The 24,418-nt window shown below is 71.5% G+C and carries 18 protein-coding genes; 6 read left to right on the top strand and 12 right to left on the bottom strand.

All coding sequences use genetic code 11. From position 1 onward, the window contains the following. Positions 1–58 precede the first annotated feature (58 nt). On the top strand, positions 59–2,095 hold the full coding sequence (locus tag HJG45_RS08345) for an Ig-like domain-containing protein (protein WP_171611628.1): 2,037 nt from the start codon (positions 59–61) through the stop codon (positions 2,093–2,095). Between the two features lie 149 nt (positions 2,096–2,244). After that, a complete protein-coding gene (gene sugE, locus HJG45_RS08340; RefSeq protein ID WP_171611627.1) occupies positions 2,245–2,565 on the top strand; it encodes a quaternary ammonium compound efflux SMR transporter SugE in 321 nt (106 codons plus the stop codon). 10 nt (positions 2,566–2,575) lie between these two features. On the opposite strand, the gene HJG45_RS08335 is transcribed toward sugE, so the two are convergent. From HJG45_RS08335 to HJG45_RS08325, 3 genes are all read right to left on the bottom strand, one after another. Then, entirely contained in the window at positions 2,576–3,763 is a 1,188-nt protein-coding gene (locus HJG45_RS08335) for an MFS transporter (RefSeq protein WP_217362866.1), read from the bottom strand. A gap of 293 nt (positions 3,764–4,056) precedes the next feature. Beyond that, a complete protein-coding gene (locus HJG45_RS08330) occupies positions 4,057–4,974 on the bottom strand; it encodes a glycosyltransferase family 9 protein (protein ID WP_171611625.1) in 918 nt (305 codons plus the stop codon). Further along, the gene (locus HJG45_RS08325) at positions 4,971–6,137 is read right to left on the bottom strand and encodes a glycosyltransferase family 4 protein (protein ID WP_254452357.1); all 1,167 of its coding nucleotides are present in this window, start codon (positions 6,135–6,137) and stop codon (positions 4,971–4,973) included. Before HJG45_RS08325 ends, HJG45_RS08330 begins: the two co-directional genes overlap by 4 nt. 465 nt (positions 6,138–6,602) lie before the next feature. Between HJG45_RS08325 and HJG45_RS08320 the strand changes: the two genes are divergently transcribed. Continuing rightward, positions 6,603–9,185: a S8 family serine peptidase gene (locus HJG45_RS08320; RefSeq protein WP_171611624.1), complete on the top strand. Its 2,583-nt coding sequence runs from the start codon at positions 6,603–6,605 to the stop codon at positions 9,183–9,185. Positions 9,186–9,484: 299 nt separating this feature from the next. Here the strand turns inward: HJG45_RS08320 and HJG45_RS08315 are convergent, their stop codons facing one another. Genes HJG45_RS08315 through HJG45_RS08300 form a run of 4 tightly spaced genes read right to left on the bottom strand, consistent with a single transcriptional unit; the run spans position 9,485 to position 13,018 of the window. After that, the gene (locus HJG45_RS08315; RefSeq protein ID WP_171611623.1) at positions 9,485–10,357 is read right to left on the bottom strand and encodes a carbohydrate ABC transporter permease; all 873 of its coding nucleotides are present in this window, start codon (positions 10,355–10,357) and stop codon (positions 9,485–9,487) included. Further along, positions 10,354–11,274 (bottom strand): carbohydrate ABC transporter permease, encoded by a 921-nt coding sequence (locus HJG45_RS08310; RefSeq protein WP_171611622.1) that lies wholly within the window; start codon positions 11,272–11,274, stop codon positions 10,354–10,356. Before HJG45_RS08310 ends, HJG45_RS08315 begins: the two co-directional genes overlap by 4 nt. Further along, positions 11,274–11,684, bottom strand: coding sequence for a GFA family protein (locus HJG45_RS08305; protein WP_171611621.1), 411 nt, complete (start codon positions 11,682–11,684; stop codon positions 11,274–11,276). The genes HJG45_RS08310 and HJG45_RS08305 overlap by 1 nt, the downstream gene beginning before the upstream one ends. After that, the gene (locus tag HJG45_RS08300) at positions 11,684–13,018 is read right to left on the bottom strand and encodes a sugar ABC transporter substrate-binding protein (protein ID WP_171611620.1); all 1,335 of its coding nucleotides are present in this window, start codon (positions 13,016–13,018) and stop codon (positions 11,684–11,686) included. Before HJG45_RS08300 ends, HJG45_RS08305 begins: the two co-directional genes overlap by 1 nt. Before the next feature lie 195 nt (positions 13,019–13,213). On the opposite strand from HJG45_RS08300, the gene HJG45_RS08295 reads away from it, so the two are divergent. Together HJG45_RS08295 and HJG45_RS08290 are read left to right on the top strand one after the other, a co-directional pair. Continuing rightward, positions 13,214–14,383, top strand: coding sequence for a fumarylacetoacetate hydrolase family protein (locus HJG45_RS08295; protein WP_171611619.1), 1,170 nt, complete (start codon positions 13,214–13,216; stop codon positions 14,381–14,383). Next, complete coding sequence (locus HJG45_RS08290; RefSeq protein ID WP_171611618.1) at positions 14,380–15,135, top strand: carboxylesterase; 756 nt, start codon at positions 14,380–14,382, stop codon at positions 15,133–15,135. The genes HJG45_RS08295 and HJG45_RS08290 overlap by 4 nt, the downstream gene beginning before the upstream one ends. 9 nt (positions 15,136–15,144) lie before the next feature. Here the strand turns inward: HJG45_RS08290 and HJG45_RS08285 are convergent, their stop codons facing one another. Continuing rightward, positions 15,145–16,020, bottom strand: a complete 876-nt coding sequence (locus HJG45_RS08285) for an SDR family NAD(P)-dependent oxidoreductase (protein WP_171611617.1) — start codon at positions 16,018–16,020, stop codon at positions 15,145–15,147. A gap of 47 nt (positions 16,021–16,067) precedes the next feature. On the opposite strand from HJG45_RS08285, the gene HJG45_RS08280 reads away from it, so the two are divergent. Further along, positions 16,068–16,865 (top strand): tetratricopeptide repeat protein, encoded by a 798-nt coding sequence (locus HJG45_RS08280; RefSeq protein WP_368040546.1) that lies wholly within the window; start codon positions 16,068–16,070, stop codon positions 16,863–16,865. 130 nt (positions 16,866–16,995) lie between these two features. On the opposite strand, the gene HJG45_RS08275 is transcribed toward HJG45_RS08280, so the two are convergent. The 4 genes from HJG45_RS08275 to HJG45_RS08260 form a co-directional block, all read right to left on the bottom strand. Continuing rightward, complete coding sequence (locus HJG45_RS08275) at positions 16,996–17,664, bottom strand: glutathione S-transferase N-terminal domain-containing protein (protein ID WP_171611616.1); 669 nt, start codon at positions 17,662–17,664, stop codon at positions 16,996–16,998. A 66-nt stretch (positions 17,665–17,730) separates the two neighbouring features. Next, positions 17,731–22,257 (bottom strand): glutamate synthase large subunit, encoded by a 4,527-nt coding sequence (gene gltB, locus HJG45_RS08270; RefSeq protein WP_171611615.1) that lies wholly within the window; start codon positions 22,255–22,257, stop codon positions 17,731–17,733. Positions 22,258–22,280: 23 nt separating this feature from the next. Continuing rightward, complete coding sequence (locus HJG45_RS08265; protein WP_171611614.1) at positions 22,281–22,796, bottom strand: DUF2059 domain-containing protein; 516 nt, start codon at positions 22,794–22,796, stop codon at positions 22,281–22,283. After that, positions 22,793–24,241 carry an NAD(P)-dependent oxidoreductase gene (locus tag HJG45_RS08260; protein ID WP_171611613.1) on the bottom strand — a complete coding sequence of 483 codons (1,449 nt, stop codon included), beginning with the start codon at positions 24,239–24,241 and terminating at the stop codon, positions 22,793–22,795. Before HJG45_RS08260 ends, HJG45_RS08265 begins: the two co-directional genes overlap by 4 nt. Positions 24,242–24,418 lie beyond the last annotated feature (177 nt).

Genomic DNA, 24,418 nt, shown 5'->3' with positions numbered 1-24,418 from the left:
TTCTGTGCAACCTCCAAACCTGTCGGATCGGTAACGACCAATTAGCGAGGACCTGCAAATGGGCACGATTTCCATCGCCACCGGCGCGGGCAGCACGAACAACGCGGATTACATCGACGTCTCCAGCCGCGGCGGCGCGGGCGGCGCCAACCGCGTCTGGGCCGGCGGCGGCGCCGACCGGGCGGTCGGCAGCACCGGCAACGACACCCTGTATGGCGAGGACGGCAACGACCAGCTGGTCGGCAATGAGGGCCATGACAGCCTCGATGGCGGCATCGGCCACGATGCCCTCTCCGGCGGCACCGGCAACGACACGCTCGATGGCGGCGAGGGCAACGACACCGCCAATGGCGGCGCCGATGACGACCTGCTCTCGGGCGGCGCCGGCGCCGACCAGCTGAACGGCGACGACGGCAACGACACCATCGATGGCGGCGCCGACAACGACGCGATCACCGGCGGCAACGGCAACGATCTGCTCTACGGCGGCGATGGCGACGATCGGCTGAACGGCGGCGCCGGGATGAACATCCTGCATGGCGGCGAGGGCAATGATTCGCTGACCGGCGGCGCCGATGCCGATGCGCTGCACGGCGATGCCGGCGCCGATACGCTGCTCGGCGGCGACGGCGCCGATACGCTCGATGGCGGCGACGGCGCCGACCTCCTCATGGCCGGCAATGGCGACGACCTCATCATCGGCGGCGCCGGCAACGACACCATCGATTCCAGCGCCGGCCAGGACACGGTGCTCGCCGGGGCGGGCGACGACAGCATCAAGCAGACCGCCGCGGCGGCGCCCGCCACCGGCTACGACCTGATTGACGGCCAGGATGGCTGGGACACGCTGCACCTCCATCTGACCCGGGCGCAGTGGTTCGACGGCGCCATCCAGGCCGACATCGCCGGCATCCAGGCCCATATCGCCGGCGCCGACGCCCAGACCGTCACCTATTACGCCAATGCCCTGCACACCACCGTCACCCGGGTCGAGGGCTTCGACGTGACGGTGGCGGGCGTCACCCTCACCGCCCAGGACGACGCCGTCGCGGCGCAGGACGACAGCGCCACCGCCACGCTGCAGGCCGGCTCGGTGACGCTGGACCTGCTGGGGAACGACAACGTGCCGGACCTGGTGCGCTCGGTAACGCTGCTGAGCGGCCCGGCGCATGGCAGCCTGGTGCTGAACGCCGACAATACCGTCACCCTCAGCTACACCGCCGCCGACTTCGCCTATCTGCCGCAGGGCGGCTCGGACACGATGAGCTTCACCTATCGCGTCACCGATGCCGATGGCGACACCGGCGATGCGACGGCGCGGGTGACGATGACCGGCGGCGTCAACGACGCGCCGAGCTCGGTCTCGCTCACCGGCGGCAGCGTGCGGGAGAACCTGGCGGCCGGCACCGTGGTCGGCACCCTCTCGGCGATCGATCCGGACGGCGATGCGGTGAGCTTTGCGGTGACCGGCGACAAGGCCAGCCTGTTCGAGGTGGTGGGCAACCAGCTCGTGACCAAGGCGTCGCTGGACTACGAGACGGCGACCCAGCACGTCGTCGGGCTGCGGGCGACGGACAGCCATGGCGCGACGCTTGACACCTCCGTCACCGTGCAGGTGATTGACGAGGTCTCGCGCCTGGTGAGCTACACCCAGTCGGCGACCCAGGTCACGGCCGGGCAGGACTTCAGTCTCGCCCTCAACGGGCTGCTGCCCTCGGACGGGCAGGCCGCCACGCTGACCGTTGCCGCCACGGGCGACCTCGACTCCGACGGGCTGCTGATCAACCTTCTCCTGACCAACCACGAATATGTCGCGCTGGGCTTCGCCGGGCAGTCGCAGGTGCTCGACGTCCAGACCGCTGATTCCGTGAAGAGCGCCAATGGGGTGGTCCTCGGCCTGACCAACCTCCTGCTCGGCGCCGGCAGCGAGCAGGTCACGCTCGCCAAGGCCTACGCCATCTCCGGCAGCGCGATGCAGGCGGAAGCGGCGGATGGCACGCTCACCGTGACGGCGGATCTGAGCAGCACGGTGAACGCCAATATCGACAGCCGCGACGGCGTCACGGTGACGCTCAGCTACTACGCGCTGGTGTGATGGAGAGCCGGGCGGCTTGATCGCCGCCCGGCCTCGCCCCATCTGAGGGGCGCGAGGCCACGTCCTCCCCCGCCATGGGTTGCCCGAAGGGGTCGCCCATGAGGTCCAAGTCCGGGACGGCCCGGCAGCTTGCACCGAGGGAGGCTGCTATGGCCTGGATCCTTCTCGTCACCGCCGGTCTGTTCGAGGTCCTCTGGGCCTTCACCATGAAGCAGTCGGGCGGCTTCACCCGCCTCTGGCCCAGCCTCGTCACCCTCGCCGCCATGGTGGTGAGCTTCGGTCTGCTGGCCATGGCGATGCGCAGCCTGCCCCTCGGCACCGCCTATGCGGTCTGGACCGGGATCGGGGCGCTCGGCGCCTTCCTCGCCGGCATCCTCTTCCTCGGCGAGGCGGCCAGCGCCGCCCGGCTGCTCGCGGCCGGGCTGATCCTCGGCGGCCTCGTGCTGATGAAGCTCTCAAGCCCGGCCTGATCGCGCCGCGTCAACCGTGGGGCCGGCGGTCCTGGGCGAGGCGGGGCACCAGCAGGGCGGCCAACGGCAGCGTCGCCAGGGCGGTGCCGGCCGTCGCTACCGTCGCCCAGGGCACCCCGACCCCGTCGCCGAGCCAGCCATACAGCACCGGCGCGACGGCGCCCGAGCCGATGGTGCCGGTGTAGAACACCGCGAAGGCGCGCTCGGCCTTCGCGGCCGCCGTCAGCTCCGGGACAGTGCCGTAGAGCACCGAGGAGGTGCCGTTCAGCAGCATCCCGAGCAGCGGCAGCACGGCGAGCGCCGAGCCCAGCGGCAGCGCCAGCAGGCCGAGGATGAGCAAGGCGGTCCCGCCCTCCGTGGCCAGCACCACCCAGAGCACGCCGAAGCGAGCGCCGAGCAGGCCGCAGACGAACTTGCCGGCGGCGCCGCCGAGGAAGACCAGCGACAGCGCGAAGCCGACCATCGGCATGTCGGCGCCCTTCGCCTGCAACAGGAAGGGCAGGAAGGTGAGCAGCCCCATGCGGACGGCGCTGTCGAGCACGCCGATGCCCAGCAGCAGCGCGAAGCCGCCCCGCGCCCCGCCCGGCCCCGCCGCTGGCGACGCGGCATCGCACCGCGCCGGCGCCATCCCGGCGCGGCGCGGCAGGCCGAGGGCGATCAGCGCGGCGCAGGCGATGCCGAAGCCGGCGAGAAGCCAGAGTGTCGGCCGCCAGGACAGCCAGGCCAGCAGCAGCGAGGTGGTGGCGGGCAGGGCGGCCTTGCCGAGGTCGCCGGCGAAATTATAGGTCCCGAGCGGCCCCCGCGCCGCCGTCCCATAGGCGCGAGAGACCACGGCCGAGGCGATGGGATGCTGCGTGCTCGACCCCGCGCCGGACAGCGCCAGGCCGAGAACGAGGCCCGCCAGCCCGCCCGAGGCGCCGGCGACCGCATAGCCCAGCGCCGCCAGCACGGTGCCGAGCGCCAGCAGGCCGCGGGCGCTGAACCGGTGCCCGGCGAGATGGCCGACCGGGATCTGCAGCAGCGCCATGCTCCCGACATAGGTGCCGCGCAGCGCCGCGAGCACCGCGAAGCCGAGCCCGAACTCCGCCTGCCAGAGCGGCAGCAGGAGGTAGATCAGGTCAGTGTAGCCGTCATGCAGGGCATGCGCGGCGCAGGCGACCAGCAGGCTCCGCCGCGCCGCGCCCGTGGGGCTGGGCATGGGCGGGGCATCGGCCAGGCGGCGTTCTCCGGCGATCGACATGGGCATGGTTCCGGGCCGTCTCCCGGCATTGAACGGCGCGCCGCGGGCCGGCGACAGACGGATCTTCGCCGGCCGGACATCCGGCCCGGCCGGTCCGCGGACATGGCGCGGCAGTGGTCCGGCAGGGCGTGCGGGCGATCCGGTGCGCCCAGACCATGATCCGCTCACACAGGGTCGCGGATCATGGTCCAGGCCGTTGTTTGATCGCGTGCTTCACGCTTTCCGGTGATTTCGCCTCAAGCGGTCACGCTCTACCGCGCCACCAGCCCGGCCAGCGCCGCCCGCGCCTCGGCGACCGTCAGCCGCGCCAGGCTGTCCCGCTGCAGCACCGCGACGGCGCGGCCGCGCGGGGCGCAGAGCGCCGGGTCGCTCTCGGCGCCGAACAGCGCCAGCGTCGGGCAGCCGGCGGCGGCGATCAGATGCGTCGGGCCGGTGTCGTTCCCCACCGCGAAGGCGGCGCGGCGCGCCACGGCGCCGAGCCGCGCCAGACTGGTGCGGCCGGTGAGGTCGGTGCCGCCCGGCGCGGCGGCCAGGATCGCCGCTGCCAGCGGGCCTTCCGACGCGCCGCCGACCACCGCCACCGGGCAATCCAGCCCCGCCGCCAGGGCCGCGTAATTCGCCACCGGCCAGCGCTTGCCCGGCCGCAGCGGCGAGGCGCCGGGGACCAGCAGGGCGAAGCGCGGCGGCAGGCCGAGATCGGCGATGTCGCCATCCAGCCAGGTGAGGTCGGGGGCGGGGAAATCCCGGATGCCGGCCATCTCGAGCTGCTCGCGTTGCCGCTCGATGGTGTGCATCAGGTCGCGCAGCGGGTTGGCATGCGGGTGGCTGGCGCCGCGCGCGATGCCGGACCACTCGGCGCCGCGCCCGACGAGGAGCCGGTAGCGCGAGGAGCGGGAGGAGGTCTGCAGGTCGTAGACCCGGTCGAAGCGGGCGGCCCGCAGGCGGCGGCCGAGGCGCCACAACCCGCGCAGGTCGGAGGCGGCGGGGCGGCCATCGGTCCAGACCGCGTCGAACCAGGGGCTGAGCCGCGCCAGCTCGGCATAGGGCGGCGTGGTCAGCAGAGTGATATGGGCGCCGGGGTGATGCGCCCGGATGGCGGCGAAGGGCCCGAAGGCCTGCACGATGTCGCCGAGGGCGGCGAGCTTGATGACCAGGATGCGCTCGCTCATGGCTGGCCCCGCCCCCGCTGGCCCAGCTCCCGGTAGAGGTCGAGCGTCGCCGCCTGCATCGCCGCGGTGGTGGTGGTGGCGAGCACATGCGCCCGCGCCGCCGCGCCGATCGCCGCCCGCGCCGCAGCCGGCATCGCCAGCACCCGCCGCAGCGCCGCGGCCAGCGCCGCCGGGTCGCCCGGCGGCACGCGCCAGCCGGTCACGCCCTCCTCCACCGTCTCGCGTGGCCCGCCGAGATCGGCGGCGATCACCGGCCGCGCCATGGCCTGGGCCTCGATCACCGTGCGCCCGAAGGCCTCGGCATCGGTCGAGGCGTGCACGACGATGTCGGCGAGCAGCAGCGCCGCCGGCATGTCGTCGGCATGGCCGGCGAGGATCACCCGCCCCTGCAAGCCGAGCGCCGCGATCCGCGCCGCCAGCTCGCCGCGCAGCGCCTCGCCGCCGCCGCCGACCAGCAGGGCGGCCGCCTCCGGCACCGCGGCCATGGCCTCGACCAGCACCGCCTGGCCCTTCCAGCGGGCGAGGCGGCCGGGCAGCAGGATCACCGGCCGGTCCGGCGGCACGCCCCAGGCCGCGCGCAGCGCCGCGACGCGGCCGGGCGCCACCCGATCTGGATCGAACAGCGCCGGATCGACGCCGCGCGGGATGATGCGGATGCGCGCCGGGTCGGTGCCATGCACCCGCCGGATGTGCTCGGCGATGAAGCGGCTGATGGCGATCACCCGCTCGCCCCGCGCCATGACCGAGTTGTAGAGCCGCTTGCCCGGAAAGCCTTCGTTGTAGGTGCCGTGATAGGTGGTGACGAAATGCGCGCCGCTCCGCCGCGCCGCGAGCAGCGCCGACCAGGCCGGGGCGCGGGAGCGGGCATGGATGATGTCCACCCCCCCGGCGCCGGCCAGCGCCGCCAGTCGCCCGGCATTGCGCAGGATGCCGAGCGGGGACTTGCTGCGCAGCGGCAGGGTGACGTGGCGGGCGCCGAGCCGCTCGAGCGGCGCGACCAGCCGCCCGCCGGCCGAGGCGACGAGGGCCCGGCCGCCAGCGCGGATCACCGCATCGGCGATCTCGAGCGTGCCGCGCTCCACCCCGCCGGATTCGAGGGCGGGCAGCACCTGCAGGACCGTGGGCATCGCGGCCGGGTCGCGCCGTCCGGTCTCCGCCGTCATCCGGCGGGCGCCGCGGCGCGAAGGCTGGCGGGGTCCCAAGGATCGGTCATGCGCAGGTCCTAGAGCGTGATCGCTTGAATTGGACTCACCGAAAAGCGTGCCTCACGCGATCAAGCAACGGCCTGGACCATGATCCGCGACCCTGTGTGAGCGGATCATGGTTCTAGGCGGGCGATGGGCGGTGGCGCTTCCTCGGCGCCCAGGGGCGGTTCGTCAACCGCGCCGGGACGCGGCCAGCCTCCCGCCACGACCCGGTCCCGCCCGCCTCCCCGCCCCGGTCACGATACATTTCCGCAAGAGTGCACATGACGAACGGATAAATCTCCGGTAATGTTCAGCCGTCTATCCAGGCCTCCCGAACCTTTTCGGAGGGGGACCATGCCAGTCAACAACATCCCGTATGACCCGCTTTTCCGCCATCAATGGGGCTTGCACAACACCGGGCAGGCGCATGGCGGAGCCGGCATGGACATTAACGTCCTGCCAGCCTGGATCGACTATACCGGCCGCGGGGTCCGGGTCGGGGTGATCGATTCCGGCGTCCAGCTCGACCACCCCGATCTCCAGGCCAATATCGACCTGGCTGCCACCTGGGACGCGGCGCAGGACCAGCCGGGCGGCGATCCCCTGGGCCGGGACGAGAATCACGGCACCGCGGTCGCCGGCATCATCGCCGCGGCGGCCAACGGCATCGGCGGCGTCGGCGTCGCGCCGGATGCGACGCTCGGCGTCTATCATGTCGGCTTCGGCGCGAACCTGCCCTTCCCGGTGCGGCCGGACCAGTTCACCATCGCCTTCCAGCACGCCCTGGCCGACGGCATGGACGTGGTGAACAACAGCTGGGGCGCCACCACCCCCTTCGCCATGCCGGAGGAGGGCGCCGAGGCGCTGGCCACGCAGGGGCGCAACGGCCTCGGCACCATCATCGTCTTCGCCAACGGCAACGGCCGGGCGGACGGCGATGACGGCGTGCTCGAGCTGCAGCTCGACCTCCCCTATGTCATCAGCGTCGGCGCGGTGCAGAACAACGGCGTCACCACCGCCTACAGCACGCCGGGCGCGGATCTGCTGATCTCGGCGCCGGGCGGCGCGCAGACCGACCAGGTGGCGACCCGGCCGGGCAACGGCATCGTCACCACGGACCGCACCGGCACGGACGGCTACAACACCACCGCGGGCAGCGCCGGCGACTACACCTACGACTTCAACGGCACCTCCGCCGCGACGCCCTTCGTCTCCGGCGTCGTGGCGCTGATGCTGGAGGCCAATCCCGGGCTGGGCTACCGGGACGTGCAGGAGATCCTGGCGAGCTCCGCGCGCCTCACCGATGAGGCCGCGACGGGCTGGATCAACAGCGCCGCCGGCACCTGGAATGGCGGCGGGCGGATGTTCAACCGCGACTACGGGTTCGGCCTGGTCGATGCGCATGCCGCGGTGCGGCTGGCGGAGAGCTATATCGGCCGCGACGCGAAGACCGCCGCGAACGCGTTGAGCTACGAGACCGCCTATGTGCCGCCCAGCGCCGTGACACTCTCGGCGCAGTGGACCACGATCCCGCTGCACCTCACCGGCAGCGGCACGGTCGAGCATGTCAGCGTGGCGCTGCATCTCGACACGCCCAATTCCGGTAACCTCGCGATCGAGCTGATCTCGCCCACGGGCACCCGGATCCCGCTGCTGCAATTCGCCAAGAGCACGGATGCGATGGCCTGGCCCGAAGGCGGCTTCGCGCTGACGACGCCGGGCTTCTGGGGCGAGACGATCGACGGCACCTGGAAGCTCTCCGTCCTCAGCCTGAACGAGGACCCATCGGTGGTCGAGAGCCTGGTCGACGCCACGATCGAGGTCACGGGCGCACCGGTGGGCGGCGTGAAGGAGTTCGTCTACACGGACGACTTCGCCTCCCTCGCCGCCATCGACTCCTCGCGCCTGATGCTGTCCTCGGCCAGCAACCAGATCTCGATCAACGCCGCGGCGGTGACGAGCGGCATGATCCTGGACCTGCCGGGATACCAGCTCGACATCGGCGACACGGCCTCGGTGATCAACCCCGCCGCCCGCGTCGTCGCGTTCCAGGGCGGCGACGGGGACGACGTGATCTACGGCGATGCCGGCGACACGCTCTTCGCCCCCGGCCGCGGCGCCAACGTCACCGAGGGCGGCGACGGCCACGACACGGTGAAGCTGCTGCGCCCGCTCGACGCCTATTCCGAGTTCGCCAGCGGACGCTGGGTGGTGGTCGCCGGCAAGGACAGCTACGACACCATCTCGGAGGTCGAGACGCTGCAGTTCAGTGACGGCAGCATCACCATCGGCAGCAACCCGATGGTCCGCGGCGTCTACTACGCGCAGAACAACCCGGATGTGTACGCCTCCGGCGTCGCCGCCGACATCCACTACGCCACCGAGGGCTGGCAGCAGGGGCGCGATCCCAATCCCTGGTTCAGCACCACCAGCTACCTGGCGAACCACCAGGACGTGCGGGATTCGGGGGTGAACCCGCTCGACTACTATGCCTGGGTCGGCTGGCAGCAGGGCCATGACCCCTCGGCCAATTTCGACGGCTCGATCTACCTGCACTTCAACCCGGATGTCGCGGCGGCCGGGCTGAACCCGCTGCTGCACTGGCTGCAATACGGCCAGACGGAAGGGCGCCGCTTCTCCCCGGTGGCCGATGGCGAGGCGCTGCAGGGCGACTTCGATCCCACCTACTACGCGCTGGACAACCCGGACGTCGCCCTGGCGGGCGTCGACCCGATGCTGCACTGGCGGGAATATGGCTGGCAGGAGGGGCGCGACCCGAATGCCTATTTCGACACCGACTTCTACCTGACGAACAACACGGACGTCGCCGCGGCCGGGCTCGACCCGCTGCTGCACTACCAGATCTATGGCTGGCGGGAAGGGCGCGACCCCTCGGCGGCCTTCGACACCGAGGCTTATCTGCACCGCTACGCCGATGTCGCGGCCGCGGGGGTCGACCCGCTGCTGCACTTCCTCAGCTACGGCATCCTTGAGGGCCGCACGGCGGAGGCGGAGCTGGTTTGATGCCCGGCCCGTCCGGGTGGAGACACCCGGGCGGGCGCCGTTGAGATCCCTGTTGCCGCAACAGGGCTGGATCATGATCCGCTCACACAGGGTCGCGGATCATGGTCCAGGCCGTTGCTTGATCGCGTGAGTCACGCTCTAGGCGTCCGGACCTCCAGGCCCGGACGCAACCCATCCCGGCAAGCCCGCCGCCACCCGTTGCCCTGACGCGGATTCGTCGCGGCAGGCTGTGACGGACCTTCGACCGGAAGCAAATCCCGAGGCCCTGCGACGCCGCGCAGCGACGTCGCGGGGAACAATCACGCCCCCTTCACCCCGCCCGCGGTCAGCCCGGCGACGATCTGCCGCTGCGCCAGCAGGGTCAGCAACAGCACCGGGAGGGTGACCAGCAGCGCCGCGGCCGAGAGCGGGCCCCAGGCGATCTGCTCGAAGGTGAGCATGTTGTTCACCGCGACCGGCAGGGTCCGCGTCTCCCGCCCCGCCAGCACCATGGCGAAGACGAAGTTGTTCCAGGAGAAGATGAAGGCGAGGATGGTGGCGACCGTAATGCCCGGCCGCGCCAGCGGCATCGCCACGTGCCGGAAGGCCTGCCAGATGGTCGCGCCATCGACCAGCGCCGCCTCCTCCAGCTCGCCCGGCAGCCCCTCGAAGAAGGAGATCATCACCCAGACCACGATGGGCACGGTGATGACGAGGTGCGAGATGACGATCGGCACCAGCGTCCCGGTGAGCTCCAGCCACTGGAACAGCAGGAACATCGGGATGAGGTAGGAGAGGCCCGGGGTGATGCGGGCGATCAGGATCAGCGCCGCCGCCCGCATCGCCCGCATCTTGGCGATGCCGTAGCCCGCCGGCACGCCGACCAGCAGGGCGAGGCCGGTCGCCGAAACCGAGACCACCACGCTGTTCCAGGCATAGAGCAGGAAGTCGTTGCGGGCGAAGACCTCGCGGTAATTCTCGAGCGTCGGCGGGTCGGGGATGAAGACCGGCGGCCAGGCCGTGTTGTCGAGCTCGGTCTTCAGCGAGAGCGACAGCATCCAGAGGAAGACCAGCACCGCCGGCGAGACCAGCGCCAGCACGGCGAGGCCGAAGCCGAGCCGTTCCAGCAGCCGGCGCAGCCGGTACCGGAGCGGCGCGTGCCGCGGCGCGGGACGGGTCGCGGCGCCGCTCATGTCACGCGCACCCGGGCGCGGGTCCAGAGCAGCAGCGCGGCGAGGGCCATGATGATGGCGAAGAACACCACCACCACCGCGCTGGCATAGCCGACATTGTAGAAGGCGAAGGCCTGCAGGTAGAGGAAGATGTTGATCGTCTCGCTCGCCTGTCCCGGCCCGCCCTGGGTGATCACGTAGATGGTGTCGAAGGCCTTCAGCGCATCGATGCTGCGGATGATGAGCGCGACGACGATGAAGGGCGCCAGCAGCGGCAGGGTGACGTGGCGGAAGGCCTGCCAGGCACTGGCGCCGTCGATCTTCGCCGCCTCGTAGGGGTCCTGCGGCAGCGAGGCGAGGCCGCCCAGGATCAGCAGCATCACCAGCGGCGTCCAGTGCCAGACCTCGACGATGACCAGCGTCGGGATGACGGTGTCGGCGCTGTAGACCCACATGGAGGGCGGCAGCCCCACCTGCGTCAGCAGCCAGTTCAGCACGCCGAGCTGCGGGTGGAACATCATGGTCCAGACCAGGGCGACGGCGACCGGCGTCGCCATCATCGGCAGGATGAAGACGGTGCGCGCCAGGCCGCGCAGCGGGAAGCGGCGGTGAAAGCAGAGCGCCGCGGCGAGGCCGAGCAGCATCGGCGCCACCACCGCGAGGGCGGTGTAGAACAGGGTCCGCAGCACCGCCCAGCCGAAGCGCGCATCGGCGAAGAGGCGGGCGTAGTTGTCGAGCCCGACCCAGCGCCGCTCGCTGCCGAGATGCCAGTCGAAGGCCGAGACGTAGAGGGTGAAGAGCCAGGGGAAGAGGATGACGGCGATGACCACCGCCGCCGCCGGCACGACGAACCAGGCATAGCGCCGCGCATAGTTGCGACGCCGGCCGGCGCCGGCCGCCCGTGCCGGCGCGGCCAGGATGGCGGCATCCTGCGGCATCAGCCCTTCTCCTCCAGCACGCAGCCCTCGGGCAGCGCCACCCAGTCGCGCTTCGAGCGGGTCCAGATATGCCGGTCCACGCGGAACCAGCCGGGATCGTCGAAGCAGCCGCCGGCGAGGATGCGCCCCTGCGGCGCGCGCTCCACCCGCAGGCCGGTATTGGTGCCGCAGCGCGGGCAGAACTCGATCTCGAGCCAGCGGCCGCTCTCGTCCGAGATATGCCGGTAGGTCGAGGGCGGCTCCCCCATCATCTCCACCGCCTCGGTCTTGAAGAGGGGCAGCACGGCGAAGGCGCTGCCACTGCGCCGCTGGCAGAAGGCGCAGTGGCAAACCGAGGTCCGGACCGGATCGCCGGTGACGCGGAAGCGGATCCGGCCGCAGAGGCAGCCGCCCTCGTGCCGCCCCGCCATCAACTCTCCCGCTCGCTCTGCTCGAGGATGGGGCGGAACTCGGCGGTCGCCCGCTTCAGCTCCGCCGCGACATCGGCGCCGCCGAGGGTGTTGGTCAGCGCCGTGCCGATCACGTCGCGGAACTGGGTGACAGGCACGATCTCCGGCAGGCCGGCGCGGGCGATCTGCGCGCTCGCCTCCAGCGTCCGGAAGAATTCGCGCGGGAAGTGGCTCTTGCCGATCGCCTCCTCGTTGCGGAAGGGGCTGCTGCGGGCCGGCACGCCGGCGGCGGAGGTGAGCCATTCGAGCTGGTTCTTCTTGCCGAGCGCCCATTGGATGTAGAACCAGGCCGGCCCCTTCTTCTTCGAGGCCTCCGGGATGCCATAGCCGGCGCCGAACAGCGCGCAATGGTGCTGCGGCCCCGGCCCCTTCGGCACCACCGCATAACCGACCTGGCCGGCGATGCGCGAGCGCGCCTTGTCCTCCAGCGGCGCGGCGAAGCCGATGCCGTCCACCCACATGGCGGCGCGGCCCTGCATGAAGGTGGTCTGGCACTCGTTCCAGTTGAAGCCGATGGAGCCGGGCGGCGAGAGGTCACGGATGAAGCTGCGATAGGTCTCGCCGGCCCAGACCGCATCCGGCGTGTCGGTGATGAGCCGGCGGTTGGCGTCGATCATGTCGCGCTGCGCGGTGCCGAGCAGGTAGCTCGACCAGAGCACGACATTGGCGTTCTTCAGCCCGCGCCCGACATGGCCGTAGACCTGCTTCTTCGGATCGGCGAGGCGCTTCGCCACCTCCTGCATCTCGTCCCAGGTCTTCGGCAGGTCGAGCTTCGCCGCCTCGAACAGCGCCTTGTTGTAGTAGAGGATGAAGTAGTCGGCGCCGGCCGGGCAGCTGTCGAGCCGGCCATCGGACTGGGTGGCGTAGGTCACCATGCCCTTGCCGTAGTCGTCGAAGTCGAAATCCGGCGAGGTGAGCGAGGGATCGGCGAGCAGCGCCTTGATGTCGGTGTTCCAGCGCGCCTTGCCGACCTGTCGCTTGTTCACGTGCAGGCTGATCTCGGTGACGTCGAAGCTCGGCCGGCCGGAGGCGTATTCGACGATGATCTTCTGCCGGTGCTGCTGCTCCGGCACCACCTCCAGCCCGACCTTGATGCCGGTGAGCTCCTCGAACTCGGCATTGTGCCGCTGCAGGAACTGGCCGCGCGGCGAGAGCTGCACCGTCACCTCGATCCGCTCGCCGCGGAAGCGGCGCCAGTCGAAGCCGCTCTGCGCATTGGCGCGCTCCACCAGGGCCGGGGCGGCAACCGCCGCCGCGCCGGCCCGGAGCGCCTGGCGGCGCGTGATGCCCTGCATGGACCTCTCCCCGTTCGGAGGCGGATGCGTGCCCGCCCCTGTTGCGGGGCGATGGTCGGCCATAACCCCGCCCGCCGGCAAGCCCATCCGGCACGGCCTCCCTCCTTGACCGCCTCCCCTGACCGCTCCTGGGGGCTTCCCGCCCGCGCGGACTCGATTAGGCTGCCGCGCCGGACCGGCAGGGAGGAATACGGAATGCCGCGCATCGAAGGGATGGCATTGCCGGAGGATTGGCGGGATGGCTGCTTCGCCGCGCGGGTGATGATGCCGGACGGGCCGAGCGCGGTCGCCGTGCTGCGCGGCGCCGCCTTCGACATGACGCCGGGCTTCGGCACGGTGAGCGCCTGGCTGAACGAATCCGATCCGGTCGGCGCCATCCGCGCCCGCGGCGTGCCGATGCCGCTCGACCTGCCCGCGACGCTCGCCAACAGCGCGCATGACCGGCGCGATCCCCATCGTCCGTGGCTGCTGCCGCCCATCGACCTGCAGGCGGTGAAGGCCTGCGGCGTGACCTATGCGCGCTCCATGCTGGAACGGGTGATCGAGGAGCGCTGCCGCGGCGATGCCAGCCAGGCCGAGGCGGTGCGCGCCGAGGTCCGCGACATCATCGGCGACGACCTCTCGGCGGTGAAGCCGGGCAGCACGGAGGCGATGCGCCTGAAGGCGGCGCTGGTCGAGCGCGGCTGGTGGAGCCAGTATCTCGAGGTCGGCATCGGCCCGGATGCCGAGATCTTCACCAAATGCCAGCCGATGGCCGCGGTCGGCCCCGGCGCGCTGATCGGCGTGCATCCGGTGAGCCATTGGAGCAACCCGGAGCCGGAGGCGGTGCTGGCGGTGAATGCCCGCGGCGCCATCCTCGGCGCGATGCTCGGCAACGACGTCAACCTCCGCGATGTCGAGGGCCGCTCCGCCCTGCTGCTCGGCCGCGCCAAGGACAACAACGCCTCCTGCGCCCTGGGGCCGGTGCTGCGGCTCTTCGGCGACGGCTTCTCGCTGGACGACGTGCTCGCCGCCGAGATCGCGCTGACGATCGACGGCGCCGACGGCTTCCGGCTGGAGGAGCGGGGCGCGGTCAACGCCATCAGCCGCGACCCGCGCGACATCGTCGGCCAGCTCATCGGGCCGCACCACCAGTATCCGGACGGGGCGGTGCTGTTCCTCGGCACGCCCTTCTCGCCGAGCAAGGACCGCACCGCGCCGGGCCAGGGCTTCACCCACAAGCCGGGCGATCTGGTGCGCATCGCCACGCCGCGGCTCGGCGCGCTGGTGAACGAGGTGGCGCGCACCGATGCCTGCCCGCCCTGGGGCTTCGGCATCGGCGCCCTCCTCGCCAACCTCGCCCAGCGCGGCCTGCCGCGGCGATGAGCGGGGAGGAGGAGCAGGGCAGGCTCGACCGCGGCGACGGCACCGCCCTCGCCTGGCGGCGGCGGCGCGGGCGGGGCCCGGGCGTCGTCTTCCTCGGCGGCTTCAACAGCGACATGACCGGCAGCAAGGCGGAGGACCTTTCCGCCTTCTGCGCCGGGCGCGGCCAGGCCTTCCTGCGCTTCGACTACAGCGGCCATGGCGCGAGCGGCGGGCACTTCGTGGACGGCACCATCGGCCGCTGGGCCGAGGATGCGGCGGCGGTGCTGGCGGCGCTGACCGAGGGGCCGCAGATCCTTGTCGGCTCCTCCATGGGCGGCTGGATCGCGCTGCTGCTCGCCCTGCGGCAGAGGGAGCGGGTCGCCGGGCTGATCGGCATCGCCGCGGCGCCCGACTTCACCACGCGGATCGAGGCGGCGCTGCCGGCCGAGGCGCGCGCCGCGATGGCGCGCGAGGGCGTCTGGCACCGGCCGAGCGCCTATGGCGACCCCTACCCCATCACCCGCGCGCTGATCGAGGAGGGACGCCGCCACCTGCTGCTGCAGGCGGGCGTGCCGCTCGCCGTTCCCGTCCGGCTGCTGCAGGGCCAGCGGGACCCGGACGTGCCCTGGGAGCACGCGCTGCGCATCGCCGAGGCCATCGAGGGGCCGGATGTGCAGGTGGTGCTGGTGAAGGATGGCGACCACCGCCTCTCCCGGCCGCAGGATTTGCGGCTGCTGCGGCGGGTGCTGGGGGCGATGCTGGAGGGCGGGTAGCGGCTGCCTTCAGCCCGCCCCCGACTCCTCCGCCAGGATCGCCCGCAGCCCCTCGCGGTAGCTCGGATAGCGCCAGGCGAGGCCGAGCGCCGCCTTGGTCGCGGCATTGCCGATGCGGCGGTTCTCCGCCCAGAAGCTGCGCGCCATGGGCGACATCGCCGGCAGCGCCGCGGCGAAGTCGATGAGCGGCGGCGGGTCGAGGCCGAGCAGCCGCGCCGCCTCCGCCACCACCGCGGCATTCTCCGCCGGCTCGTCATCCGCGAGATGCAGCACCCGCAGCCCGGGCGGCACCGCCTGGCGCAGGGCGGCGAGCACGGCATGGGCGATGTCGTCGCGGTGGATGCGGCCGAAGAGATGGCCGGGCTTGTGGATGCGGCGGGCCCGGCCGGCGCGCAGGTCGTCGAGGGCGCTGCGGCCGGGGCCGTAGATGCCGGCGGCCCGCATCAGGTCGAGCGCCCGCCCGGCCGCCGCCGCCCGCCAGGCCTCCTCCGCCGCCAGCCGCCGCTGGCTGCGCCCCTGCCCCGGCGCGGGCGGCGTCGCCTCGTCCACCCAGGCGCCGCCGCGATCGCCATAGACGCCGGTGGTCGAGACATAGCCGATCCAGCGCAGCGCCGGGGCGGCGCGGATCGCCGGCTCATGCGCGGCCAGCACCGGGTCGCCCGTCTCGCCCGGCGCGGCGGTGACGAGGAGATGCGTCGCCGCCGCGATCGCGGGTCCGGCCGCCGCGAAGGCGACGACATCGACGCCGGGGGGCGGCGCCGCGCCGGCCGGATCGCGCGCCGTGCCGGTCACCTGCCAGCCCGCCGCCGCGGCGGCCCGCGCCACGGCGCTGCCGCTATAGCCAAGGCCGGCGACGACCAGCCTTCCAGGATTACGCTCCGTCATGCCCTCCGATCTGGCGTGGATTCGCCCGCGCGGCTAGGCTCCGCCGCGTGTTCCGGCCCTTTCCTGCCCTGTTCGGCGCCGCCATCGCCCTGCTGCTCGCCATGGGTGGTGCCCGGGCGGCCGACGAGGCCCTGCCGCTGCCGCCCGACATCCCGCGCCTCGCCGAGGGGCCGCAATACGAGGAATGCCTCGACCTGCTCCGCACCGATCCGGATGGCGCGCTCAGCTTCGCCGAGAGCTGGGAGGGCGCCGGCGGCGGCGAGGGAGCGAAGCAATGCGGGGCGCTGGCCATGCTGGCGCTGGGCGAGCCGGAGAAGGCCGCCGAGCGGCTGGAGGCGCTGGCCCGCAACAGTGCCGCCAGCGCCACGGCGCGCGCCGCGGTCTTCGCCCAGGCGGTGCAGGGCTGGATGCTGGCCAACCAGGCCGGCCGCGCCTTCGCGGCGGCGACCATGGGGCTGACCATCGCGCCCGACGATACCGGCTTGATGCTGGACCGGGCGGTGGCGCTCGGCACGCTCGGCCGCTACCGGGAATCGCTCGAGGACCTGGCGCGCGTCACGGCGGCGGAGCCGGACCGGGCCGAGGCCTTCGTCTTCCAGGCGGCGGCGTTGCGCCACTTGGACCGGCTGCCGGAAGCGGCGAAGGCGGTGGACCACGCCCTGGCGCTCGCCCCGCGGAATGCCGAGGCGTTGCTCGAGCGCGGCATCCTCCGCCAGCTCCGCGGCGATGCGAAGGGGGCGCGGGCGGACTGGCAGCAGGTGCTCGCCGTCGCGCCCGACAGCGCCGCGGCCGATCTGGCGCAGCAGAACCTGGCGCTGAACGAGGCCGGCCCGAAGCGCCGGTGAGCCGCCCGTTGCCGCAGTCGCGCCCCCGGTTGCCCTGCCGTGGCTTCGCCACGGCAGGCCGTGACGCGTCGAGGATCAGGTGCGAATCCCGGGGCCCCCGCGAAGACGCGCAGCGGCTTCGTGGGGAAAGCTAGAAGTCCAGGTCGTCGTAGTGCTGCGGCGGGGTGAGGCCGCTCACCCGCTCGGCCAGCAGGGCCCGGAAGCAGGGGCGCGACTTGCAGCGCGCATACCATTCCTTGGCCGCCTCGTTCAGGCTCCAGTCGATGTCGCCCGTGTAATCCAGCGCCGAGAGATGCGCCGCGGCGGCGAAATCGGCGAGGCTGAGCTGCGCCCCGGCCAGCCAGCTCCGCGTCTCCGCCAGCCAGCCGATATATTCGAGATGCGGCCGCAGGTTCTGGTAGCCGGCGCGGATCGCCGAGGCATCCGGGTTGCCGCGGCCAAGCATGCGCTTCATCTGCTTCTCGAAGAGCAGGTTGCGCGTGACCTCGAGGTTGAACTTGCCGTCGAACCAGGCGACCAGCCGCCGGGTCTCGGCCCGCTCCGCCAGGGTGCGCCCCAGCAGGCCGGTATCCGGATAGGCCTCGTCCAGGTACTCGCAGATGGCGTAGCTGTCGGCGATGGCGAGGCCGGTCGGCTCCTGCAGCACGGGCACGGTGCAGGCCGGGTTCATTTCCAGGAATTCGGGCCGCCTCTCCCAAACCCGCTCGACGCGGAGCTCGAAAGGGATGCGCTTCTCCGCCATTGCCAGGCGGACTTTGCGCGCAAAGGGCGAAAGCGGGAGGTGATATAGGACACGCACGGATCGGCTTATGCCATCCGGGCGGCGGTGGGGAAAGCGCCGTGACGACGCTTCCCCCGATTATCGCTACTCGGCGGCGACCGCGGCCGCCTCCTGCATCGGCACCGGCAGGTATTTCGCATATTCCTTCGGCACGACGTGCCAGAAGGCCTCCCGCTCCTGCGCCCAGTTGTTCAGCAGCCGGGCGGCGAGGCGGGAGCCGGTCTCCCGGGCATGCCGCTCGACCAGCCCCCTCAGCACCCCCTCCCAATGGGTGGAGGCGAGGCGGGACCAGAGCAGGGTGTCCGGGTTCACCCGCTTCTCGAAGACCTCCTCCGGGTCGTAGAGGAAGGCCATGCCGCCGGTGAAGCCGGCGCCGAAATTATCGCCGACCTGGCCGAGGATGACGACCGTGCCGCCGGTCATGTACTCGCAGCCATTGGCGCCGCAGCCCTCGACCACCGCCGTCGCGCCCGAGTTGCGCACCGCGAAGCGCTCGCCCGCCTGGCCGCCGGCGAAGAGCTCGCCCGCCGTCGCGCCGTAGAGGCAGGTGTTGCCGATGATGGCGTTCTCGTTCCAGACCAGGGTGGAGGAGGGCGCCGGGCGGACCACGATGCTCGCCCCCGAGAGGCCCTTGCCGACATAGTCGTTGGCGTCGCCGAAGACCTCGAGCTTGAGGCCCTGGACGGCGAAGGCGCCGAGCGACTGGCCGGCGGTGCCGCGCAGGCGCACGGCCAGATGCCCCGGCTGCAGGCCGGTCATGCCGAATTTCCGGGTGATCTTGCTGCTGATCTTGGTGCCGATCGCCCGGTGGGTGTTCCGGATGTTGTACTGCAACTGCATCTTCTCGCCGCGCTCGAACAGCGCCGCGGCGTCGCGGATCATGTCGGCATCGAGCGTCTCCGGCACCTCGTTGCGGCCTTCCTGCGTGCAGTAGGCGGCATGCGGGCCGGCATCGGCCTGGACCAGCAGCGGGTTCAGGTCGAGGTCGTCGAGATCCTCCGAGCCGCGGCTGACCTGCTTCAGCAGGTCGGTGCGGCCGATCACGTCGGTCAGCTTGCGGTAGCCGAGCCGGGCGAGGATCTCCCGCACCTCCTCGGCGACGAAGGAGAAGAGGTTGATCACCTTCTCCGGGCTGCCGGCGAATTTCTCCCGCAGCGTCTCGTCCTGGGTGCAGACGCCGACCGGGCAGGTGTTGCTGTGGCACTGCCGGACCATGATGCAGCCCATGGCGACCAGGGAGGCGGTGCCGATGCCGAACTCCTCGGCGCCGAGCATGGCGGCGACGACCACGTCGCGCCCGGTCTTGATGCCGCCATCGGTGCGCAGCCGCACGCGGTGGCGCAGCCGGTTGAGCTGCAGCACCTGATGCGTCTCCGACAGCCCCATCTCCCAGGGCAGGCCGGCATACTTGATCGAGGAGACCGGCGAGGCGCCGGTGCCGCCGGAATGGCCGGAGACCAGGATGGCGTCGGCCTTCGCCTTGGCGACGCCGGCCGCGATGGTGCCGATGCCGCTGCGCGAGACCAGCTTCACGCAGACCGAGGCCTCCGGGTTGATCTGCTTCAGGTCGTAGATGAGCTGCGCCAGATCCTCGATCGAGTAGATGTCGTGGTGCGGCGGCGGCGAGATCAGCGTCACCCCCGGCGTCGCGTGCCGCAGCCTGGCGATCAGCCCGGTGACCTTGAAGCCCGGGAGCTGGCCGCCCTCGCCGGGCTTGGCGCCCTGCGCGACCTTGATCTCGATCTCCTTGCAGTTATTCAGGTATTCGGCGGTGACGCCGAAGCGGCCGGAGGCGATCTGCTTGATGGCGCTGTTCGGGTTGTCGCCATTGGGGCGCGGCCTGGCCCGCCCCGGATCCTCGCCGCCCTCGCCGGAATCCGAGCGGGCGCCGATGCGGTTCATGGCGATGGAGAGCGTCTCATGCGCCTCCGGGCTCAGCGCCCCGAGCGAGATGCCGGGCGCGACCAGGCGCTTGCGGATCTCGGTGATGCTCTCCACCTCCTCGAGCGGGATCGGCGTCGCCCCCTCGGTGCGGAAGTCGAGCAGGTCGCGCAGCGCGACCGGCGGGAGCTTGCGCACCGCCTCGGAGTACCGCTTGAAGGTCTGGTAGCTGTCGGTCTCCACCGCCTTCTGCAGCGTGTGGATCAGGCCGCCGTCGAAGGCATGGCTCTCGCCGCGCTTGCGCAGCTTGTAGAGGCCGCCGACCGGCAGCGTCACCGCATCGGCATCCCAGGCGATGCGGTGCAGCGCCAGCACGCGGCGGGCGATGCCCTGCAGGCCGATGCCCGAGATGCGCGACGGGATGCCGGGGAAGAATTCCGCGACGAGGGCGCGCGAGAGGCCGATCGTCTCGAAATTCATGCCGCCGCGGTAGCTCGAGAGCACGGAGATGCCGATCTTCGACATCACCTTCAACAGCCCCTTGTCCACCGCCTTCTTGTAGCGGGCGACGCAGTCGGTGAGCTTCAGCTCGCCGAACAGCCCGCGCCGGTGGCGATCGGCGATGCTCTCCTGCGCCAGATAGGCGTTCACCGTAGTGGCGCCGGCGCCGATCAGCACCGCGAAATAATGCACATCGACGCATTCCGCGGTGCGGACGTTGAGGCTGGTGAAGGTGCGCAGCGAGGTCTTGACCAGATGCGAGTGGACGCCGCCGACCGCCAGGATCATCGGGATCGGCGCCCGCTCCGGCCCCTGGTTCTCGTCGGTCAGGATCACATGCGCGCAGCCGCTGCGCACGCCCTCCTCCGCCTCGTGCCGGATGCGCTCGAGCGCCCGGCGCAGCCCGGCCGCGCCCTCCGCGGCCGGCCAGGTGCAATCCACCTCATGCGCGGTCGCGCCCATGTACTGCCGCATGCTGGAGAACTCGGCGTTCGACAGAACCGGGCTGTCCAGCATCAGCATGTCGCACTGGGTCGGGTCCTCGTCGAGGATGTTCCCGAGATTGCCGAGCCGGGTCTTCAGCGTCATCACCCGCGTCTCGCGCAGGCTGTCGATCGGCGGGTTGGTGACCTGGCTGAAGGTCTGGCGGAAATAGTGGTGCAGCCCGCGATACTGGCCCGAGAGCACGGCGATCGGCGTGTCGTCGCCCATGGAGCCGACGGCCTCGGCCGCCTCCTCTACCATCGGGTGCAGGATCGTCTCCAGCTCCTCGAGCGTGTAGCCGACGGCGAGCTGGCGGCGCCGCAGCTCCTCGCCCTGGAAGCTCACCGGCTCGCCCTGCTCGGCGCGGACGATGCCGTCGATGCGGATGGTGCGGTTGGTCCAGTCGCCGAAGGGGTGGCGCGCGGCCAGCATGTCCTTCAGCGCCGCATCGGTGAAGAAGCGGCCATCGGCGAGGTCGACGCCGATGCACTGGCCCGGGCCGACGCGGCCCTTGGCGACGATCGCCTCCTCCGGCAGCTTCACCATGCCGGTCTCCGAGCCGACGATGAGCAGCCCGTCCGCGGTCTGGGTGTAGCGCAGCGGCCGCAGCCCGTTGCGGTCGAGGCCGGCGACCACCCAGCGGCCATCGGTGCCGCAGATGGCGGCCGGGCCGTCCCAGGGCTCCATCACCGCGTTGCAGTAGAGGAAGAACTCGCGGTGCGATTCCGGCATGGTGGCGTTGTTGCCGATGCTCTCGGGGATGAGCATGGCCTTGGCCATCGGCGCGTCGCGGCCGCCGCGCACCAGCAGCTCGAAGACGTTGTCGAGCGTCGCGGTGTCGGAGCCGCCGGCCTGCACCACCGGCTTGATGTCCTCGAGATAGGGGTCGAGGAGCTGGTGCGAGAGCCGCGTCTCGTGGCTCTTCATCCAGTTGGCGTTGCCGTGGACGGTGTTGATCTCGCCGTTATGGGCGATGGTGCGGAAGGGCTGCGCCAGCCGCCAGGTGGGGAAGGTGTTGGTGCTGTAGCGCTGGTGGTAGATGGCGAAGCGGCTGACGAAGCGCTCGTCCAGCAGGTCCGGGTAGAACTCGGTCAGGTGCTCGGCGAGGAACATGCCCTTGTAGATGAGCGAGCGGGAGGAGAGCGAGCACAGGTAGAGCTCGGGGATCTGCGAGGCGATGGCCTGCTTCTCGATCCGCCGGCGGATGACGTAGAGGTCGCGCTCATAGACCTCCGCCTCGCGCTGCTCCGGGTCGTAGACCAGGATCTGCTCGATCTCGGGCCGGGTGGCGTTGGCCTTCTCGCCGATGCAGGCGACGTTGATCGGCACCTGCCGCCAGGAATAGATGGCGTAGCCGGCCGAGAGGATCTCGGTCTCGACGATCTGCCGGCAGCGCTCCTGCGCGCCGAGGTCGCTCTTCGGCAGGAAGACCATGCCGACCGCGATGCGGCCCGGCCGCAGCCGGTCGCCGCCGCGCTGCACCACCTCGGCGAAGAAGTCCTGCGGGATCTCGATATGGATGCCGGCGCCGTCGCCGGTCTTGCCGTCGGCATCGACCGCGCCGCGGTGCCAGACCGCCTTCAGCGCGTCGATGCCGGCCTTGACCACCTGGCGCCGCGGCTTGCCGTCGAGCGAGGCGACGAGGCCGACGCCGCAGGCATCGTGCTCGGTCAGGTCGATCTGCGCCGCATCGGCCAGGCGGGCGGCCTCGGCGGGGAAGCGGGCGGCGAATTCGGTGGCGCTCATGACGATACGCTCCCTACACGGATCTAGAGATTGAGGCCGCGGGCGCGCAGCGCCTCGCGGTGCTTGGCCAGGGCGGCGGCGGCGATGCGCGCCCCCCAGGCCTGGCCGAAGCGCAGCGATTCGGCGAAGACCTCGGGCATCAGCCCGCGCAGCTTCACCCCCACCGGCATGGCGTAGAAGGCGGCGATCTGCCGCATCTCCTCGGGCGTCAGCCGCCCGGCATAGATGGCGACCGTCGCCTCCACCACCTCGCCCGCATGGGCGCGGAATTCCGGCATGACGAACTCGTCGACCAGGGCCGCGACCTGCGCCTCGGGCAGCCGCGGCGCCTGCTGGCGCAGCGCCGCGATCATCGGCCCGCGCAGCTGGCCGATCATGTCCTCGACCTGGCCCGGCAGGCCGAGCGAGGCGACGAGGCCGCGCGCCGCGGCGAGGGCCTGCGCCGGGCCAGTCTCCTCCGCCTTGGCCTTCTCCATCCCGGCGGACGCGACGAGGGCCAGCAGCGCGGCGCCGGCGAGGGCGAGCGGCCCGCGCCTCATTCCGCCGCCACGGCGAGCTTGCCGCCGGCCTTGGCCCGCACATAGGCGTCGATCTGGTCGGCGGCGTCGCGGCCGTCGCGGATCGCCCAGACCACCAGCGAGGCGCCGCGCACGATGTCGCCGCCGGCGAAGACGCCGGGCAGCTCGGTCATCATGGTGCGGTGATGCACCTTCAGCGTGCCCCAGCGCGTCACCGGCAGGCCCGGCTCGTCGAAGGCGTGCGGCAGGTCCTCGGGGTCGAAGCCGAGCGCCTTGATGGCGAGGTCGCAGGGGATGGTGAAGGCGCTGCCCGGGATCGGCGCCACCTGCTGCCGCCCGGTCGCATCCGGCAGGCCGAGATGCATGCGGGTGGCGCGCAGGCCGGTGACCGCCGTCTCGCCGAGGAAGGCCTCGGGCGCCGCCAGCCAGGCGAATTCCACGCCCTCCTCCTCGGCATTCTTCACCTCGCGCATCGAGCCCGGCATGTTCGCCTTGTCGCGGCGGTAGAGGCAGGTGACGGCGGTCGCGCCCTGCCGCACGGCGGTGCGCACGCAGTCCATGGCGGTATCGCCGCCGCCGACGACGACAACGCGCTTGCCCTTGGCGTCCAGCGCGCCCGAGGCGAAGTCCGGCACCGCATCGCCGAGGTTGGAGCGGTTGGAGGCGGTGAGGTAGGAGAGCGCCGGCACGATGCCGGACAGGTTGCTGCCCAGGCAGTCGATGTCGCGCGCCTTGTAGACGCCGGTGGCGATGAAGACCGCGTCGTGCCGCTCGCGCAGCTCGGCCAGGGAAACGTCGCGGCCGATGGCGCTGTTCAGGTGGAAGTGGATGCCGGCGGCCTCGAATTGCTGCCAGCGGCGCAGCACCACCGCCTTCTCCAGCTTGAAGTTCGGGATGCCGTAGATCATCAACCCGCCGACGCGGTCGTAGCGGTCATAGACATGCACCTGGTAGCCGCGCAGGCGCAGCCGCTCGGCGGCGGCGAGGCCGGCCGGGCCGGCGCCGATGATGCCGACGCTCTGCGCCAGCTCGCTGCGCGGCCGCGGCGGCTTCACCCAGCCCCGCTCCCAGGCGGTGTCGGTGATATAGCGCTCGACCGCGCCGATGGTGACGCTCTCGAAGCCCTTCTCGATGACGCAGTTGCCCTCGCAGAGCCGGTCCTGCGGGCAGATGCGGCCACAGATCTCGGGGAAGGTGTTGGTCGCGGAGGAGACCTCATAGGCCTCCTCGAGCCGCCCCTCGGTGGTGAGCTTCAGCCAGTCGGGGATGTTGTTGTTCAGCGGGCAGTGCACCGAGCAGAAGGGCACGCCGCACTGGCTGCAACGGCTGGCCTGCTGGGTGGCGCCGCCGGCGTCGAACTGCTCGTAGTGGTAGATCTCGCCGAAATCCGCCCGTCGGGCCGCGACGTCGCGCTTCTCCGGCTGGGCCTGGGAGAGTCGCACGAATTGCAGCATCCGTTCGGCCATGGCGCGGTCCTTGCATGCACATGAATCGGGCAGACGTGGATAGGCGCACCAGGACTGCCCCCGGCGCGCGCACCCCGCCGCCCTCTGGGGCGTTCTGCGCAGCAATACGGCCGTCTGAGAGGGGAGGCGAGTCCTTTTTCGACATCAGGGCAGAAAAGCTGCCCTATTTTTTGAGAA

It is taken from the genome of Roseicella sp. DB1501 (assembly GCF_013112485.1).
Classification (GTDB): domain Bacteria; phylum Pseudomonadota; class Alphaproteobacteria; order Acetobacterales; family Acetobacteraceae; genus Paracraurococcus.
Note: the sequence above shows the minus strand (reverse complement) of the source record. Positions and strands in the feature narration are given on the sequence as shown.

Coding starts and splice junctions, on each gene's coding strand:
- HJG45_RS08310 (WP_171611622.1), bottom strand. CDS start 11,274: ATGCCGCAGGATGCCGCCATCCTGGCCGCGCCGGCACGGGCGGCCGGC.
- gltB (WP_171611615.1), bottom strand. CDS start 22,257: ATGAGCGCCACCGAATTCGCCGCCCGCTTCCCCGCCGAGGCCGCCCGC.
- HJG45_RS08345 (WP_171611628.1), top strand. CDS start 59: ATGGGCACGATTTCCATCGCCACCGGCGCGGGCAGCACGAACAACGCG.
- HJG45_RS08295 (WP_171611619.1), top strand. CDS start 13,214: ATGCCGCGCATCGAAGGGATGGCATTGCCGGAGGATTGGCGGGATGGC.
- HJG45_RS08335 (WP_217362866.1), bottom strand. CDS start 3,763: ATGCCCAGCCCCACGGGCGCGGCGCGGCGGAGCCTGCTGGTCGCCTGC.
- HJG45_RS08320 (WP_171611624.1), top strand. CDS start 6,603: ATGGACATTAACGTCCTGCCAGCCTGGATCGACTATACCGGCCGCGGG.
- HJG45_RS08325 (WP_254452357.1), bottom strand. CDS start 6,137: ATGACGGCGGAGACCGGACGGCGCGACCCGGCCGCGATGCCCACGGTC.
- HJG45_RS08260 (WP_171611613.1), bottom strand. CDS start 24,241: ATGGCCGAACGGATGCTGCAATTCGTGCGACTCTCCCAGGCCCAGCCG.
- HJG45_RS08265 (WP_171611614.1), bottom strand. CDS start 22,796: ATGAGGCGCGGGCCGCTCGCCCTCGCCGGCGCCGCGCTGCTGGCCCTC.
- HJG45_RS08330 (WP_171611625.1), bottom strand. CDS start 4,974: ATGAGCGAGCGCATCCTGGTCATCAAGCTCGCCGCCCTCGGCGACATC.
- HJG45_RS08290 (WP_171611618.1), top strand. CDS start 14,380: ATGAGCGGGGAGGAGGAGCAGGGCAGGCTCGACCGCGGCGACGGCACC.
- HJG45_RS08300 (WP_171611620.1), bottom strand. CDS start 13,018: ATGCAGGGCATCACGCGCCGCCAGGCGCTCCGGGCCGGCGCGGCGGCG.
- HJG45_RS08285 (WP_171611617.1), bottom strand. CDS start 16,020: ATGACGGAGCGTAATCCTGGAAGGCTGGTCGTCGCCGGCCTTGGCTAT.
- sugE (WP_171611627.1), top strand. CDS start 2,245: ATGGCCTGGATCCTTCTCGTCACCGCCGGTCTGTTCGAGGTCCTCTGG.
- HJG45_RS08315 (WP_171611623.1), bottom strand. CDS start 10,357: ATGAGCGGCGCCGCGACCCGTCCCGCGCCGCGGCACGCGCCGCTCCGG.
- HJG45_RS08305 (WP_171611621.1), bottom strand. CDS start 11,684: ATGGCGGGGCGGCACGAGGGCGGCTGCCTCTGCGGCCGGATCCGCTTC.